Origin of the sequence: Cupriavidus sp. DL-D2 (genome assembly GCF_039710735.1) — a bacterium.
Lineage (GTDB): Bacteria > Pseudomonadota > Gammaproteobacteria > Burkholderiales > Burkholderiaceae > Cupriavidus.
Genome location: NZ_JBDKXK010000030.1, coordinates 56,138 through 73,052, shown reverse-complemented (window position 1 = coordinate 73,052; position 16,915 = coordinate 56,138). Strand labels below are relative to the sequence as shown.

The 16,915-nt window shown below is 63.5% G+C and carries 10 protein-coding genes; 5 read left to right on the top strand and 5 right to left on the bottom strand.

Annotated elements, in window-relative coordinates:
* Positions 1-100: 100 nt before the first annotated feature.
* Positions 101-1,312: a cupin domain-containing protein gene (locus ABDB81_RS17315; protein ID WP_160472649.1), complete on the top strand. Its 1,212-nt coding sequence runs from the start codon at positions 101-103 to the stop codon at positions 1,310-1,312.
* A gap of 205 nt (positions 1,313-1,517) precedes the next feature.
* Positions 1,518-2,339, top strand: a complete 822-nt coding sequence (locus ABDB81_RS17310; RefSeq protein ID WP_137924854.1) for an alpha/beta hydrolase — start codon at positions 1,518-1,520, stop codon at positions 2,337-2,339.
* A 77-nt stretch (positions 2,340-2,416) separates the two neighbouring features.
* On the opposite strand, the gene ABDB81_RS17305 is transcribed toward ABDB81_RS17310, so the two are convergent.
* The 3 genes from ABDB81_RS17305 to ABDB81_RS17295 all read right to left on the bottom strand — a co-directional run bounded on the left by ABDB81_RS17305 (position 2,417) and on the right by ABDB81_RS17295 (position 7,790).
* Positions 2,417-3,061: a response regulator gene (locus tag ABDB81_RS17305; protein ID WP_137924855.1), complete on the bottom strand. Its 645-nt coding sequence runs from the start codon at positions 3,059-3,061 to the stop codon at positions 2,417-2,419.
* A 37-nt stretch (positions 3,062-3,098) separates the two neighbouring features.
* Positions 3,099-3,758: a response regulator gene (locus tag ABDB81_RS17300; RefSeq protein WP_237380125.1), complete on the bottom strand. Its 660-nt coding sequence runs from the start codon at positions 3,756-3,758 to the stop codon at positions 3,099-3,101.
* Between the two features lie 180 nt (positions 3,759-3,938).
* Positions 3,939-7,790 carry an ATP-binding protein gene (locus ABDB81_RS17295; protein WP_346812382.1) on the bottom strand — a complete coding sequence of 1,284 codons (3,852 nt, stop codon included), beginning with the start codon at positions 7,788-7,790 and terminating at the stop codon, positions 3,939-3,941.
* 191 nt (positions 7,791-7,981) lie between these two features.
* On the opposite strand from ABDB81_RS17295, the gene ABDB81_RS17290 reads away from it, so the two are divergent.
* From ABDB81_RS17290 to ABDB81_RS17280, 3 genes are all read left to right on the top strand, one after another.
* The gene (locus ABDB81_RS17290) at positions 7,982-8,356 is read left to right on the top strand and encodes a response regulator (RefSeq protein WP_160472653.1); all 375 of its coding nucleotides are present in this window, start codon (positions 7,982-7,984) and stop codon (positions 8,354-8,356) included.
* Positions 8,357-8,392: 36 nt separating this feature from the next.
* Complete coding sequence (locus ABDB81_RS17285; RefSeq protein WP_160472654.1) at positions 8,393-9,577, top strand: MFS transporter; 1,185 nt, start codon at positions 8,393-8,395, stop codon at positions 9,575-9,577.
* 153 nt (positions 9,578-9,730) lie between these two features.
* Positions 9,731-15,268 (top strand): AAA family ATPase, encoded by a 5,538-nt coding sequence (locus tag ABDB81_RS17280; RefSeq protein WP_160472655.1) that lies wholly within the window; start codon positions 9,731-9,733, stop codon positions 15,266-15,268.
* Here ABDB81_RS17280 and ABDB81_RS17275 read toward each other — a convergent pair whose 3' ends face one another.
* Entirely contained in the window at positions 15,269-15,811 is a 543-nt protein-coding gene (locus tag ABDB81_RS17275; RefSeq protein WP_137924860.1) for a cytochrome b, read from the bottom strand.
* Entirely contained in the window at positions 15,808-16,899 is a 1,092-nt protein-coding gene (locus ABDB81_RS17270) for a catalase family peroxidase (protein WP_137924861.1), read from the bottom strand. The genes ABDB81_RS17275 and ABDB81_RS17270 overlap by 4 nt, the downstream gene beginning before the upstream one ends.
* Between the last annotated feature and the right edge of the window lie 16 nt (positions 16,900-16,915).

Genomic DNA, 16,915 nt, shown 5'->3' with positions numbered 1-16,915 from the left:
CCGCACCTGGCGTCATCGGCTCACGATGGATGCGATTCGAAACGAAACAGCAAGCCCCCGCCGTTCGATCGATCCCCTTCATCGATACAGGAGCCGCATCATGGCCAATAACGCCAGCAACGCCGATAACGCCGATAATGCCGAATACGCAGGTAACACCGACAACGCGATCGTCCAGCCCGTCCGGGGCACCCGAGGCGCCACCGATCCCGGCCCGCGCAATGTCGCACTGGATCTGCAGAACCCCGACATCCTCATGCCGCCGGACACCGACAACGGGTCCATCCCCAACCTGAAGTTCCCGTTTGCGATGGCCCACAACCGCCTGGAAGATGGCGGCTGGGCGCGCGAAGTTACCGTGCGCGAACTGCCCATCGCCAAGTCGATGGCGGGCGTGAACATGCGCCTCGATGCCGGCGTGGTGCGCGAACTGCATTGGCACAAGGAAGCCGAGTGGGCCTACATCCTGCAAGGCAACGTGCGGCTCACCGTGGTGGACTCGGACTACAGCGTGGTGGTTGACGATCTGAAGCCGGGCGACGTATGGCTCATTCCCACCGGCATCCCGCACTCGATCCAGGGACTGGAAGGCGGTTGCGAATTCCTGCTGGTGTTCGACGACGGCAACTTCTCGGAAAACGAGACGCTGCTGATCACCGAGTTCATGGCGCACACGCCGCCGAGCGTGCTGGCGAAGAACTTCGGCATCGATGCCGAGCACTTTGCCAACATTCCCAAATCCGAGAAATACATCTTCCGCCAGCCAGTACCCGAGCCGCTCGACGTGGTGCTGCAGCAACTGCCCGACCGTCCACCCGCGCTGGCCTACACGTGGCATGCATCGGAGCACGCCCCGGCGCGCTACGAGGGCGGCTCCGTCAAGACCATCGATTCGCGCGATTTCCCTGCCACCACGCTGTCGGCGCTCATCATCGAACTGGAGCCGGGCGGCCTGCGCGAACTGCACTGGCACCCCGATGCCGACGAGTGGCAGTACTACCTCGAAGGCGAGGCCCGCATGACGGTGTTCGACGCCACGTCGAAGGCACGCACGTTCAACTTCCAGGCCGGCGATGTGGGCTTCGTGCCACGCACGATGGGGCACTACATCGAGAACATCGGCACCACGACGATGCGGGTGATCAACGTGTTCAACAGCAAGCATTGCACCGACATCTCGCTGAACCAGTGGATGGCGTTGACACCGCCTGCGCTGGTGCAGGGTCACCTTGACCTGGATGACGTGGCGATGGCCTCACTGCGACGCGATCGCCGGCCCGTGGTGCCGGGCACGCCGCCAGACAAGAACTGATCGCGCCTCCACATCGCGCATCGAGCATGAGCTGTCGATGAAACGTCCGCCCCTGTGGCGGACGTTTTGCTTCTGGAGCGTGCGCAACGAAAACCCGTTCCCGATGCCGGAAGCACGCCACCGATGGAATCCGTATTCTGGGGTCTGTCACCACCGCACCACCACACCACCACACCACCACACCACCATCACACAAGGACACATCATGAGCTACATCACCACGCAGGATGGCACCCGTCTCTTCTACAAGGACTGGGGCACTGGCCGCCCGGTTGTCTTCTCCCACGGCTGGCCGCTCGACGCCGACGCATGGGACGCCCAGATGCTGTTCCTGGTGCAGAAGGGCTTCCGCGTCATCGCCCACGACCGTCGCGGCCACGGCCGTTCGGACCAGCCTGCGCAAGGCAACGACATGGATACCTACGCCGATGACCTGGCTGCCGTGTTGAACGCGCTCGACATCAAGGAGGCCACGCTGGTGGGCCACTCCACCGGCGGCGGCGAAGTGGCGCATTACATCGGTCGCCACGGCACCGCACGCGTGGCCAAGGCAGTGCTGATCGGCGCGGTGCCGCCGATCATGATCAAGACGGAAAAGAATCCGGGCGGCCTGCCGCTGGAAGTGTTCGACGGCATCCGCGCGGGCGTGGCCGGCAACCGTTCGCAGTTCTACAAGGAACTGGCGCTGCCGTTCTTTGGCTTCAACCGTCCGGGCGCAAAGGTCAGCCAGGGCACGATCGATACGTTCTGGGCACAGGGCATGCTGGGCGGCGTTCTGGCCCACTACCTGTGCGTGAAGGAATTCTCGGAAGTGGACTACACCGAGGACCTGAAGAAGATGACGATCCCCACACTGATCCTGCATGGCGACGATGACCAGATCGTGCCGATCGACGATGCGGGCCGACTGTCGGTCAAGATCGCGCCCAATGCGACGCTCAAGGTCATTCCCGGTGCGCCGCATGGCATGTGCTTCACGCGTGCCGACGAAATCAATGCGGAGCTGCTGGCGTTCCTGAACGCTTGAGTATCGCCACGGCGGGAGATGCGGGCATCGTTGAAATGCCCGCATCTCCCGCGCTTGCGTTCTTACTGTTTGGCGCGTTACTTCGGTTCCACCGCGCACAGTCCAAGCTGCTGCGCCTGGAGCACGAGTTCCGCAAAATTCCTGGCGTTCATCTTCCTCATCACGTTGCCGCGATGAATCTTCACGGTGACTTCGCTGATGCCCAGTTCAGCGGCAATCTGCTTGTTGAGCAGACCGGTTGCCGCATAACCCAGCACCTGGCTCTCGCGCGCAGTCAGCGTCTTGTAGCATGCCGCGATCTGCAACTGCTTTTCCCGTCCGGCGCGGATCGTGCGATGCTTGTCCAGCGAGCCATTGATCGCATCCAGCAAGTCCTGGTCGCGAATCGGTTTCGGCAGGAAATCGTGCGCCCCCGCCTTCATCGCCGTAACGCTCATGGCGATGTCGCCAAAGCCGGTCATGAAGACGATCGGCGCATCGACATCGAGCGCCGCCAGCTTGGACTGCAGGTCCAGTCCGCTCTGCCCGCGCAACCGCACATCGAGCAGGATGCACGTGGGTACGTCCGGAAAGCGGAACGACAGCAACTCGGTTGCCGACTCGAACAGCGCCACTTCGAAGCCCACCGACCTGAGCAGGTTGTCCAGGCTCTTGCGAAGCGGCTCATCATCATCCACGACCAGTATCAGACCTGGACCCTGTTCCACTTCATCAAGTTTCATGTCACCCACCGTTGGCTCCGATTGGCTGGAGCATTGTTTAACTGCCGTTACCGCGCCGTGCCGCAAGGCCAAGTTCCCGGCCCATGATCACCAGATCGGCAAACGTCTGCGCCTGCATCTTCCGCATCGCCTCCCGGCGATGGATCTTCACGGTGGCGTCGCTGATGTTGAGCTGGTCCGCGATCTGCTTGTTGAGAAGCCCCCCAACGGCCAGTTGCATGACTTCCTTCTGCCTCTCGCTCATCGCTTCGAAGCGATCCTTCAGGGAGTGGCTGAGCGATTGCCCCATCCGCCGTGAGCCGTCCACTTCCAGCGCGGCATTGACCGCATCGAGCAACTGCTGGTCCCGGAATGGCTTGGTGATGAAATCGACGGCGCCCGCCTTCATGGCCGCCACGGTCATCGGGACATCGCCAAATCCAGTGATGAAGATGATGCCCGCGCTCTTGCCCTGGGCCTTCAGCTGCGTCTGCAAATCCAGCCCGCTGGTGCCCTTCAGGCGCACGTCCAGGATGATGCAGGTCGGCACATCGGGCAGAGGAAATGCCAGCAACTGATCCGCCGACATGAATGTTCGGACATTCATGTCCACCGAACGAAACAGGCTTGTCAGCGAGTCCCTCACGACCTCGTCATCGTCCACGACGACGACGAGCGCCTGCGCCCTGGTGTCGCGCGTGTCTGCGGCATTGTCCATCGCACTTCCCCCTGTCATGCCCATCATTGCCATCAGGCAGCGGCATGCACCGGACGGGCGACAACCATGCCCCATTCAGATGCCTGCCACTGCGGCGGGCCTTGCCGCCGTAGCTTTGCAACAGACTCCCGGTCTGTCTGGCGGCGAGACTACAGCACTTCCGGGCGGGCCGAAAGTTAGCTAAAAGTGGTATTGCTCCGGCGCGTTCCCGGCGGATGCCGCCGGGAGACAGACGAAGAAAACGCAACCTGTGCGGTCTCCCGCGTGTTGTTCCAGCCAGATCCGGCCACCATGCGCGTCGACAATCGAGCGGCATATCGACAACCCCATGCCCAGGCCCTCCGCACGCGTGGTGAAGAACGCATCGAAGAGCCGATCGACCGCACTGTCCGGGATGCCGGGACCGCTGTCCTCGATGCGAATCAGCACGTCATTCTCCCCGGACCGGCTGGTTGCCAGCCGCAGGTTCCTGGAGCGCGTATGCGGCAGCGTGGCCATGGCCTGGATGGCATTGACCGCGAGGTTGATGATGACCTGCTGGAGCTGGATACGGTCGCCACGCACGGGCGGCACCGCATCCTCGCCGTGCACGGATATGTCCACGTGCTGGGCGTTGGCCTGAAACTGCACGAGCGTCACGGACTCCCGCACCAGTGCGTTCACGTCAAGCTCCGTGAACCGGCCCGTATCCTTCGTGGCCAGGTCGCGGACGCGCTGGATGATTTCCCCCGCCCGGACCCCCTCGTTGATGATCTTCCGGATGTTGGCGGTGACTTCCTCGACATTGGGCGGCTGGCGATCCAGCCACCTCAGCGACGCATCGCCGTATGTCAGGATGCCCGCCAGCGGCTGCCCTACTTCATGCGCGATGGAAGCCGCCATCTCGCCCAGACTGGTCACCCGCGATACGTGTGCGAGTTCCACCTGCATTTTCTGCCGGTCTGCATTCTCTGCCAGCAGCCGGCTATAGAGCCTTCCGTTCTCGATCGCCATCGCGGCCTGCGCGGCCAGCATGGTCAGCAAGGCCGAGCGGCCCGGTGTGAACGCACCGGAGATCTGGTTGTTCTCCAGATAGAGCAGACCAATCGGATTCGACTGTTTCTGAAGCAGGAGGCACGCGACGGACCGCACATTGCGGCGACGAATGTCATCGTCGTAGGAGAACACGGGATGATGGCGCGCATCATTGATGAAGAGATCGCTTCCATCGGCCAATGCGTACGCCAGTATCGCCCTGTTGTACGCCACGTCGTCGCTGGCCCGGGAGACAACGATCTCCTGCTCCCTGAGCCGCGCGGCGCCCACAGCCACAGTACGGCCGTCTTCCTGCAGCAGCAACACACCGCTCTCTGCGGCACCATGGCGCAACGTGTTCGTCAGCAACTGAGCGAACAGCCTTTCGAGATCGACCTCCCCGACCAGCGCCTGGCTGGCGTGGATGACCGCCTCGATATCCAGCATGGCCAGCGTCCCGTGAAGGTGCGTGCCTGTCGTCACGGCTTCCGGCCGCTGGCGCATCGCGCCCTCGCCCGCCCCCTTCTTCAGCCATGACTTGCGAAGGTAACGCACGACACCATCGGCACCCCACGTGCGATACACCTCGCACGCCTTCTCGATATACATGCCACCCACGCTGTCGAGGCCGCTATCGAAGCAGCATCTGGCGGCCAGGTTGTAGGCCAGGGCCTCGTCCTGCAGATGACCATCCAGCGCCGAGACACTTGCCGCCGCTTCATACAGCCGCAGCGCCCCCATTTGGCGACCCTGCCTGCGTTCGTGTTCCGCTTCGATCAGTCGCTGCTTGCCGCCGAAATTCCTCGGGGCGTGGGCGGCGTACTCGTCTACACGCGCACGATGCGCGTCGAATGCCGCGCATGCCAGCGTGCGCAACGACGCCTTGCCCGCCGCGCCGACGGAATCGGCGAGCGCTCCGGCGACGAGCGCGCCATAGACATGGAAGTCCACCACCTCGGGAAAATATGCGGCGGTCCATTCCAGCGGCGCCGCATGATTCCTGGCCTCCCAGGCGGCGTCGTAGTCGCCGGCCAGAAACTTGGCCTGGAGCTTTCTGACCCAGTAGCAGAACGCTGCCACGGACAGCGAGCGATCACCGGCGATGCGCTGCTCGAACTCGCGCCGGCGGGACTCGATCGGGATAATCTCTCCGAAATCCCGTCCGCGCCCGTTGAGCGTGTCGATGAAACCGCTTTGCGTCAGCAGGATGTCGACCACCCGACGCAGCCCGATCTCCCGCGCGAACGTAAGGCCCAAGTCGATCTCGCGGCGAATCTCGTGCAGCGGCATGCTGCTCGCCAGCATGTTCGACACGATCTGGTTGCGACTATAGGCCGCGAAGTTGACATCTCCCTCCCGCCTGCCTTCCTCATAGGCCGTGCTGACGTATTCCAGTCCCTCCGCGTAAGGACGCGTCCACGGCAACAGCAAGGCACCGAAGCACATGTTCACCTTGGGCCTGAACGGGCTGGACAACTCTCCGCGCGAGAGTTCCACTCCCGCCAGGCCAAGCTGGTAACCGGTCTCATACCGTCCCGTGCGCGGCCCCATGACCATGCCGAGGTGCACATAGGCGATGCACGACGATGGCGCGTTGCCACGCTCGATGCTGAGCATCGTCATCCAGGCGGGCACAAGATCGCGCAGATGCCGGCTCATGAAGGATGCTGGCGACATCAGTTCGGCCAGCACGCTCATGGCCGCACGGCAACCCTCGTCCTGCATCGCCGGCAAGGCCAGCAGCTTTCGCGTGCCATCGTGATCGAATCCCGAGATCAGCCGCGCGTAGAGGCTGTCGATCTGCGCGTCGATATCCGCGTCTGGCACCAGACCGAAGCGGGCAAGATAGGCCAGTCCAAGCGCAACCGCTTCGTTCGAGGCATCCAGCGCCGTATGCACCGCGATCTGCAACCGAACCACCTCGGCCAGGCGCACCAGATCGCTGCAGTGCGCGGCGAGGTCCTGGAGCCGTTGCCGCGCCGTATCGGCCTCACCCGTCCTGAAATCGCACTCCGCCAACCCCAGGTGAATCGCGAAGGCGGTCTCCGGGTCGCTGCTCAGGGAGAGCCCTGCGGAGAAGACGGTGCGCGCGGCCGAGTAAGCCGAGCGGTGCAGTGCATTCCGACCCAGCGCCAGGCAATCCTTTGCAGTCTGCGGACCGGTCTCGACCGCACGGGATGCGTGCAGGCGTTTGCTGGAGATACGTGCATGCGTGATCCATTCATCCAGGCAGCACTGGAGTTCGTCATGCAACGTCCGGGCATCCTGAAAGCGGTCGTCCGGTGTCTTGTTGAGCAGTTTCAACACGATGCCGGAGAGCCTTGGCGGGATTTCGGTGACATACCCCGCCGGATCTGGCGGACGCATCGCCAGATGCGCATGCAACCATTCGGCCGGCGTCGAGGCGTCGAACGGCAGCACGCCGGTGAGCAACTGGAAGAAGATGACACCCAGCGAATACAGATCCGCGCGCCCATCCACTTCGTGCGTGGTGCGCCCGGTCTGCTCCGGCGCCAGATAGGCCAGAGTGCCAACCATGTGCGCCATCTCGGTTGCGCTGTATGGCTCGGACATGCGCTGCGCAATGCCGAATCCGGTGATGTACGCCTGCCCGCCCTGCCTTACCAGCAGGTGGGAGGGCGTGATGTCCCGATGCAGGATGCCGGCGGTGTGCATCCGGTGAATGGCGGACGACAGCGATACCGCCAGGGGCAGGAACTCTTCGAGCGAAAGCTTCTGGCCCAGCTTCCGCTTCAGCGGATAGCCGCCGGGATCGCGCAGCAGCAATGCTGGCTGACCCGAGAAGCGGGTCAACGCGACGGGCACTGCCGCCCAGTCAGGCGACAGTTGGGAACGGAGCTGCAGTTCGCGTGCGAGCCGCCTCTCCTGTGCAAGCACAGGAAGCGCGGGATTCGCCACGGCGATCAGCAGCGCTTCGGCATCGTTGCCAAAGCCTCGCAACAACCAGCTCTCACCTTCGAGCAGATAACTGATCGTGTTGTCGTCCAGCGGGGTCATGAAATTGGCTTGGAAATCCGGACCTCATGGAGATTCGCAGGGTTGGCCAGGCGCCGGTTCGGCGCCGCAGCCCGTCGGGCGAGGTCAGGTCGGGGAACACCGGGTACCACGGATACATACCGCAGTATTATGGTCAGCGCTCCGCGGCTCGCCTACTATCTCATCGTGTTAGATCGCCCCGGAAACCATCCGTGAACCCCCGACTCGTGATTGCTGTGGTGGAAGACGACGATGCCGTACGGGACTCCCTCGCCAGCCTGATTCGCTCGCTGGACATGACACCTCGATCCTATGCGTCGGCACGGGACTTCCTGAATGAAGAAGGATGGGGTGGCACGGACTGCCTGCTGGCGGACATCAGGATGCCGGTGATGGACGGAATTGCCATGTACCAGGCGCTGCTGGCACGCGGCATCCGCCTGCCGGTCATTTTCATGTCGGCCTCGGCAAGCGAACGCACCCTTGCCGATGTCTTGGATCTTGGCGCGAGCGGTTTCATCAGGAAGTCGCGGCTCGGCGCCAGCTTGCTCCCGTGTGTCCGCAAGGCGCTTGGCCTCGGCACGTAACTGCCCTCCGCATTCCTTGCCACATTGTTGATCCCCATGCCTCCTCAGATTCGCGAGCGACTGGCGCTGTGTGCATGCGGCTTCTTCTCGGCTGCATCGGTGCGCGCCACCGACACCCTCATCCCCGTCTTCGCCCGGGAATTCGCCGTCAGCATCGGCACCGCCAGCACCCTGCTGACCGGATTCCTCCTGGCATATGGACTGATGCAATGGGTATTTGGCCCGCTCGCGCAGCACCACGGCACCGTTCGCGTCATGCTCTACGCGCTGGCGGGCAGCACCCTCATGAACCTCGGGGTCGCGCTGGCGGATTCCTACCACACCCTCCTCGTCTTCCGCACCCTGGCCGGGGCCAGTGCCGCCGGGATCGTACCACTGTGCCTGGCCCGCATTGCGGAAACCGTGCCGCTGGTGAACCGGCAAAGTGCCATCGCCCGCTTTTCGCTGGCAACCATTACCGGCTTGATGGCGGGCCAATGGATGGCGGGCCGCATGGCAGACACCGTCGGCTGGCGCGTCACGTTCGTCATCCTCTCCTGCGGCTTTCTGATTTCGCTGCTTGCCCTGCGCCGCCATTCGCCCACGCCACAGGCGATGCCGAAACAGCCGGGGACGATTACGCTGCGGTACGTGGTGACGGCCCTGCAGTCGCCCGGTGCGCTCTCCACGCTCGGTCTCACCACATTGCTGGCTTCGTTCGGATCGGGTGTGCTCTCGTTCGTCGTCGCAAGCTTGCGCCACACCACGCAAATGACGCTGTCCGATGCAGGACTGCTCACGGTGTGCATTGGCGCAGGCGGATTGCTGTACGCCGCATTCGCGCCGAAGATCCTCGAACGTACGCCATTGCCCAGGCTGGCGCTCTGCGCAGGCGTCCTGCTCTGCATGGCACTGACGTCGCTGGCGGTGGTGCGTGAGCCGTGGCAGGTTGCACTCGCCTGCCTGGCCGCAGGCCTGGGCTACTACGCCGCCCTGAACATCATGCAGACCGCAGCTACCGAGTTTGCGCCAGACTTGAAGCCCACCGCCGTGACGCTTTTTGCATCCTGCCTGTTCTGCACCCAGGCGCTGGCTGTCCTGGTGTGGGGACAGGTCGTCGACCGCCTTGGCTTTCCGGTGCTGTTCGTGATTGGCGGATGCGGCGCACTGCTGTTCGGCCTGCTCCTGCGAGGCTTTCTCACGACGGGATCGCCCTTGTCCGCGCGCGTTGCCCCGCGCTGAACTACCACTTTGGTCGTAGTGGACCCCGCCAATCTGGTGAGCCCACTACACCGCGATGCGAAAAGCCGTTCGAGAGAGTCCTCCAGGAGGCAATAGCTCAACTCACGCCATTTCCGACACAATATCGGGATCCATCCGAGTCTGTGCCAAGGCATGAGCGACAAGCACTACACATCCGCCAGCAACATTTCCCTCAGTGACTACTGTCTTGTGCCCATCCACCAGGATGGCATCATGGCGCTCTCGCGCGGCGTGCCGCCCGGAAGCGAGGAAACCGTTCTTCTTGCCCATGCTGCATCGGACCAATCGGAGGCCGTGGCCGCCCGGCTGCTGGAGAACGAGTACGCGTTGCGCTCGTTGCTGCGGACCAGTTGGGCCATCGTCCCCAGGACATTGTCCCGGGCGCACAGCGGCGTGTTCGCGGTCTACGACGATGACGCCGGCCACCCTCTCGGTGCGCTCGACGACGCGCAGCATTCCGTGGAACGCGTGCTGTCGATTGCCGTCAAGGCCAGCGTCGCACTGAAAGCGGCGCACGAAAGCGGATTGATCCACCGGTCCATCACGCCGTTCACGCTGTTCGTGGACGACGAGGACACCTGCCGCATCTCGAACTTCGGCTTCGCCCAACGCCAGACCGAAGGCGACAAGCAGGCGCCGCAGCAGATCGTCCTGCGTTCGGACGTACTGCCCTATATTTCGCCGGAGCACACCGGACGCACGCGGCATCCCATCGACACGCGCAGCGATCTCTACTCGCTCGGCGTGGTGATCTACCAGCTTCTGACCGGGCAGTTGCCGTTCAAGACCGGCCACGCCGCAGAGCCGTCGGAATGGCTGCACAGCCACGTTGCACGCACGCCCACCTCGCCCAATACGCTGGACGCCAACATCCCCGAGGCGCTCTCGGCCATCGTGCTCAAGCTGCTCGACAAAAGTCCCGCGCTGCGATACCAGTCCGCTGCGGGACTGGAGGCCGACCTGAAACGATGCGAGGCGGAATGGACAGGCAAGGGATTGATCGGCTTCTTCCAATTGGGCGATGCCGATCATCCTGCGGAACTGGTGCTGGCCACAGGGCTGTTTGGCCGCGACACCGAGATGGAGGCACTGTCTTCCGCACTGGACGATGCGCGCAGGTTGCAACGCCCCGTGGTGGTCACCCTCATCGGCCAGTCGGGCGTGGGCAAATCCACGCTGCTGCATGCCTTTCTGGCCCACGCGCAAGAGTCCGGCGCGCCCGTTGCCCTGGGCAAAGCCGATCAGGTCCGCTCGGACATTCCCTACGCGCCCATCGCGGAAGCCGTCCGCGCGCATGTGCATCACATCCTCGGACTGGACGAGGCACAACTGGCGTCCTGGCGCGCGCGCGTCAAGCTCGCATTGGGCACCTACGGCAAGGCAGCTTCCCGCATCGCCCCGTCGATCAGCCTGCTGGTCGACGAGTTTCCCGCGCCCGCCAGCGACGTAGCGGACGATGCGCACGTGGAAACAGCCATGCTTCGGATGATCGGCGTGTTCAGCCAGCCGGGGCAACCCTTCGTGCTGGTGATCGACGATTACCAATGGATCGACGAGGCATCGCATCGACTGCTCGCCGGACTGCTCGATGATCGCGACAACCTTCCCCTCCTGCTCGTCTGCACCGCCCGCGAAGAAGTCCTGAGCGGCGTCGTTGGCCATCAACTCGCGACACTGCGCCACGCGGCGAGTGCTTCCGCGAATCTTCACCTCGTACCGCTCGACCTCACGGTGCTGACGCGCGTGCTAGCCGAAACACTGCGCGACACCCCGCAGGAAGTGCAACCGCTCGCCCAGGTCATCCAGATGAAGACGGCGGGGAACCCGTTCTTCGTCAGCCAGTTCCTGCGCATGCTGGCGGACTGCCGTCTCATGCAAATCAGCGAAGACGGCAAGTGGAAGTACGATCTGGAGGCAATCGATGCCCATGAGATCACGGAGAACGTTGCGGAACTGGTCTTGCAGCGGCTGGAGCGTCTGCCCGACAGCACCTCCGAGATTCTGGCGAACATGGCGTGCCTGGGTCGAAGTACCGAGTTGTGGCTGCTCGGCGAACTCTTCCATCTTAGCGAGCGTGCCCTGCACGCGGCACTGTCTCCCGCGCGCAGCCTGGGGATCGTGAGCCTTTCCGACCAGAGCTACAGCTTTACCCATGACCGCGTGCAGGAAGCGGCAAGCCGGCTCATCGACCCTGCGCTTCGCGCAAAGACCTGCCTGCGGGCAGGCAAGCTGATGGCCGACTCGATGCTCGCCGACCAAGGCGCCCAAGCGGACGATCTGCTGTTTCGTACCGCAGGATGGATGGCACAGGGCATCGACAGCGTGACCGCGCCCATCGACATGATGGAGGTGTCCCGCATCTTCCTGTCGGCATCGCGCCGCGCGCGCAGCAGCGCCGCACTGGCCAGCGCGCATGCCTATGTGGAACATGGCCTGGCCTTGCTGGACCGTCTTCCCGTTTCGCATGCTGGTCGCGCAGATCTGCTCTATGCACTGCGGCAGGAATATGCGGCCACCCTGCTACTGCAGGGTCAGCTCGATTCGGCACTCGCCATTGTCAATGCGCTGATCGAGCTTCCCGTCCCGGCCCTTCAGGTGGCCAACGCCTACCTGCTCAAGATCGAGATCCATTCCCGGCGCTCCGAAAACAGCCTGGCATTGAAGACCGCGATTGACGGGCTGAAGCGGTTGGGCATCCAGTTGCCCAGCCATCCGACCGCACGCCAATGCGATCAGCAATACGCGCAGATCCTCCCCCACCTCTGCGCCTCGCAACTGGAAGCACTGCACGCGCTGCATGAAGTCACCGATGCGGAAGCCGCCGCTGCCATGGACCTGCTCACGGCGGCGTTCGTACCGGCCAGCTTCACCAACGCGGACGTGGCATTCCTGAGCCTGTGCGAGATGGTCAGGCTGACCGTAGCGCATGGCATGAGCGCTGCCTCGGCGGCGGCGCTTGCCTGGCTCGGCGTCCTGGTGTGTCATCGCTATGGGGCGAACCATGACGGATTCCGATATGGCGAGACAGCACGCCATATCGTTGCCCGCCGTGGCTACGTGGCATGGGAAGCCCGCGTACTGCTGCCGCTCGATCAACTCAGCGTCTGGACCCAGCCCCTGTCCTATGCGGTGGAATGCGCCCGGGCCGCGTTCGGCGCGGGTGTGGCGCATGGCGATATCACCATGGCGTGCTACGCGGCCTGCCATATCACCGCGAACCTGCTGGTCCGGGGAGACAACCTCGCGGAGGTCCGTCGCGAAGCCGGGCGGGGGCTCGATTTCGTGAGAAAGGCCGGCTACCGCGACGTCGAGGCCATCCTGGAACTGCAGCGCGCATTCATCGACGACCTGATGGCTCCCGATGGCGTCGTCCGAGGGCTGCTGGAAGCGGAGTACCGCGCGCCCGACGGCGAGCAACTTGCCACCTACGAGTATTGGCAATGGATCTACCGCGCGACGGTCCATTTCCATTCCGGACGAATCGGTGATGCAGCCCTGTGCCTGGACCAGGCCACTGCATTCGCATGGTCGGCGCCCGCGCACATCCATACGTTCGACTTCCATTTCCTGCGCGCACTGGTGATCGCCAGCCAGTACGCCTCGGCCAACGTCATCGCGATGTCCACGCTGCGCGAGGATGCGGCCAGGATTCGCGCGTGGGCCGATGACAACATGGAGACGTTTGCCGACAAAGCCGCACTGATCGACGCCGAGATCGCGCGCCTGGGCGGTGAGACCACGCAGGCGATGTCCTTGTACGAGGAAGCCGCCACACTCGCACGCGAACGCGGCTTCTGGCACGTGGCGGCAATCGCCCATGAGCGTGCGTCCACCCACTGCGATTCATTGAACCTGGGCCTGGCCGCCACCGCGCATCGGCAGTTTGCACTGGAGGCGTACCGGACCTGGGGCGCGACCGCCAAGGTCCGGCAGCTCGAAGCGCTTCATCCCGGCCTGTCCACCAAGGCGAGCGGGACGTGGCAGATTTCCCCTGGCGTCCACTCCTTCGACAACGAAAGCGTCATCCGCGCCTACCACGCACTGACGCAGGAAGTCCGTCTCGATCAGGTCATCCGCAAACTGATGACCATCGTCCTGGAGTATGCCGGCGCAGAGCACGGGCATCTGGTCAGGACCACGCCCGAGGGCCTGGTCATCGAAGCCAGCGCGCACACGTTGGATTGCGGCATTGCTGTCGATCTGGTGCATATCGCCGCCGATGCCACCCACCTGCCCCTTTCCCTGCTGAACACGGCCGTGCGCACCCAGCAAGCCATCCGCGTCAGCGAGCCGTTTGGCGCCAACCCGTTCGTCTCCGACCCCTACTTCGCAGACCGCCCGGATGGCTCCGCCATGTGCCTGCCGCTCGTTCGTCAGAACGAAGTGGTAGGCGCCCTGTATCTGGAGAATCGCCTGGTTCGCGACGGATTCACACAGACCCATACCAGGCTGCTGGAACTCATCGCCGTGCAGGCCGCCATCTCGCTCCACACCGCACGGCTCTACGATGACCTGCACACGGAGAACGAACGCCGCCGCCGCGTGGAACTCGAATTGAGAACCAGCGAAGCGACCCTTGCCATGGGCGAGATGGTGAGCCTGACCGGAAGCTGGCGGTGGGACCTGCGGCGCGACGAGTTCATCTGTTCGAGCGAACTCCTGCGGCTGTTCGAACTGGAGGATGCACCGGCGCCCATTCGCTTCGACCGCTTCCTGGAGCGGATGCATCCCGAGGACAGGGACGATGTGAACCTGAAAGTCGAAACCGCCATCCAGGACATGGCACCCATCCAGGTAGAACACCGGCTCGTCCGCAAGGATGGCTCGGTCCGCTACGTCGTTGCTGTCGGCAAACCGCTTCAGGTGGATGGCGAGAACTTCGACTACGTGGGAACCGTGTCCGACGTGACAGAGCGGCGCAAGGCGGAAGATTCCGTGCAAAGCGCGCAATCGGAACTCGCCCGCGTCACGCGCGCCACCACGGTAGGCCAGCTCACCGCATCGATTGCGCACGAGATCAACCAGCCCCTGATGTCCATCGTGTCGAATGCCGGCGCCAGCCTGCGCTGGCTCGCAAAGAATCCGCCGAACCTGGAAAACGCCAGGGAAGGCATCGAGGAAATCGCCACCGCCGGACAGCGCGCCGGCGCCATGATCAGGAGTCTTCAGGATCTGACGCGCAAGAACAAACCCGTACTGGCCCCCGTGGACCTGAACCGTACCATCAGCCAGATCCTTGCCATCGCACGCATGGAGATTGACCGCCGCAATGTGTCGCTCCGGCTCCATACCGCGGCCAACCTGCCTCCGACCTTCGGCGATGCCATCCAGTTGCAGCAGGTCATCCTGAATCTTGTTCTCAACGCGGTGGAAGCCATGGGGGATATGACGGATCGCCCACGCATCCTGGAGATATCCACCGAAACCAGCGGAGACGACATGATCGAGCTGGCCGTCTCGGACAACGGTGCCGGCATCAGTGCCGTCATGGAGGATGAGGTGTTCGAGCCGTTCTATACCACCAAGGAAAGCGGCATGGGCATGGGGCTATCCATTTCACGCTCCATCATCGAGGCGCATGGCGGCAAGCTGCGCGCGCGCCGGAGAACCCCGCACGGCAGCGTTTTCTCGTTCACGATCCCGCTTCGCAGAGAATCGGGGGAATCTTGATCAGCCCGGGCGTCCCGTCGTCATCGATGACAGGACGCCGTCGCGCCGGATCAACCCGTGGAATAGTGCGGCCGCAATATGCAGCACGACGACGGCGAAGAACAGGAAGGCCCCTACGGTGTGCGCCTCGCGCAGCCATGCGAACAGATAGGGGTCATGCGGAAGAATCGGGGGCAGTTGCAGGCTTCCGAACAGCACAATCGGATATCCCGCCGCGGACAACATCCCCCACCCGATCAACGGCATGGCGAACATCAACCCATACAGCAGCCACTGTGAAGCCATGGCAGCAAGACGTTGCGCCGGCGGCACCGACGCGGGTAACGCTGGCGCCGGATTCAGGAAGCGATTCCACAATCGAATGACGGCCAGCACCAGAATCGCAATGCCAATGGGACGATGCCACGACACGAGCGTCAGGTAACGCGACGATACGGTAGCGACCATGCCGATGCCGATCGCCAGCATGGCCAGAATCAGCACCGCCATGAGCCAGTGAAGCAGTCGGGAAGGCAAGGAAAATCCTTGCGATGGCGTCTTCATGATTTCCCCCCAGCCAGCACGTCAGTTTCCGTCACAGCGCTTGGCGGCTTGGCCGCCCGCTCCTTCTCCCGCAGCATGAACGATCGCGAGTAGGCTGCCGACCGCGCGCTGGGAATCGCATCTGCAGATGTGGAAATACCCGCTGGCAATACGGTCGGGTCGAAGTTGATATCGGTGCATGGACCGACATCTTCCGAGGTCAGCTTGTCCAGCGTCACCGTTCCAAGGTCGATGTGCTGGCGGTCCTCCGGCCACGGCAAGTCAGGACTCACCGGATCGCCGGGTTGACCGATGGTCGCAACCATCTTCCACGTCAAAGGGTGATGTGCCGCGTCCGCGATCAGCGCATCGAAGAGATAGTTGGGGTCCTGCTTGTCTTGCGGTGCGGCCGGGGAGAATGGCTGCGCGGGAACGGCAGACCATCGTACGGGAACGCTTCGCCCGTCCTTGTCCACGAATTCAAAAGTATCGAGGGCGTTGTACGTGTCATTCGAAAACCCCGAGGAAACCGCGCGCTTCCCTATCACAGCCATGGCGGCCACCGTTTCCGGGTGTGCTGCCTTGAAGGCCTGCATCTTTTCAGGATCGGGCTTTCCCGTGTTGCGGTCGGGAATCGACGCGATCATCTGCGCATAGAACGCCTGCACGTTCGCGACCGGAAACAGCGGCAGGTCAATCATGGCAGTCCGCCACTCCTGGCCATGGGGCGGCTTGAACTGTAGCGCGAGGCTACGCACCAAACCTGGTGAATCGGGAATGAAGGGCATGCCACCGGCAAACGCAAAGCGCCCGATCACCGGGACACGTCCAGAGGCCAGGACGTCGGCCTTGCTGAATGTGGCGCCCTCTCCGGTGCTATCGAACCAGCCTGCGGCACACAAGCCCTTGGCGTGATTCCTGCGGAACCCGATGTGCGTGCCGTTCTGCGCTTCGAAGCCGTCGATGACGGTTGTCTGGGTCAGACGGCCCGGGGTTAGCCACCCGCCGGCATAGGCAAATCCAGCCGTGACGCCAAGCACGACGGCCCCAATGGCCCCCAACCGGACTACCCTGGCGCCACCACTCAGCTTGGCCGATTCATCTTCCATCGCGATTCCCCCCGCA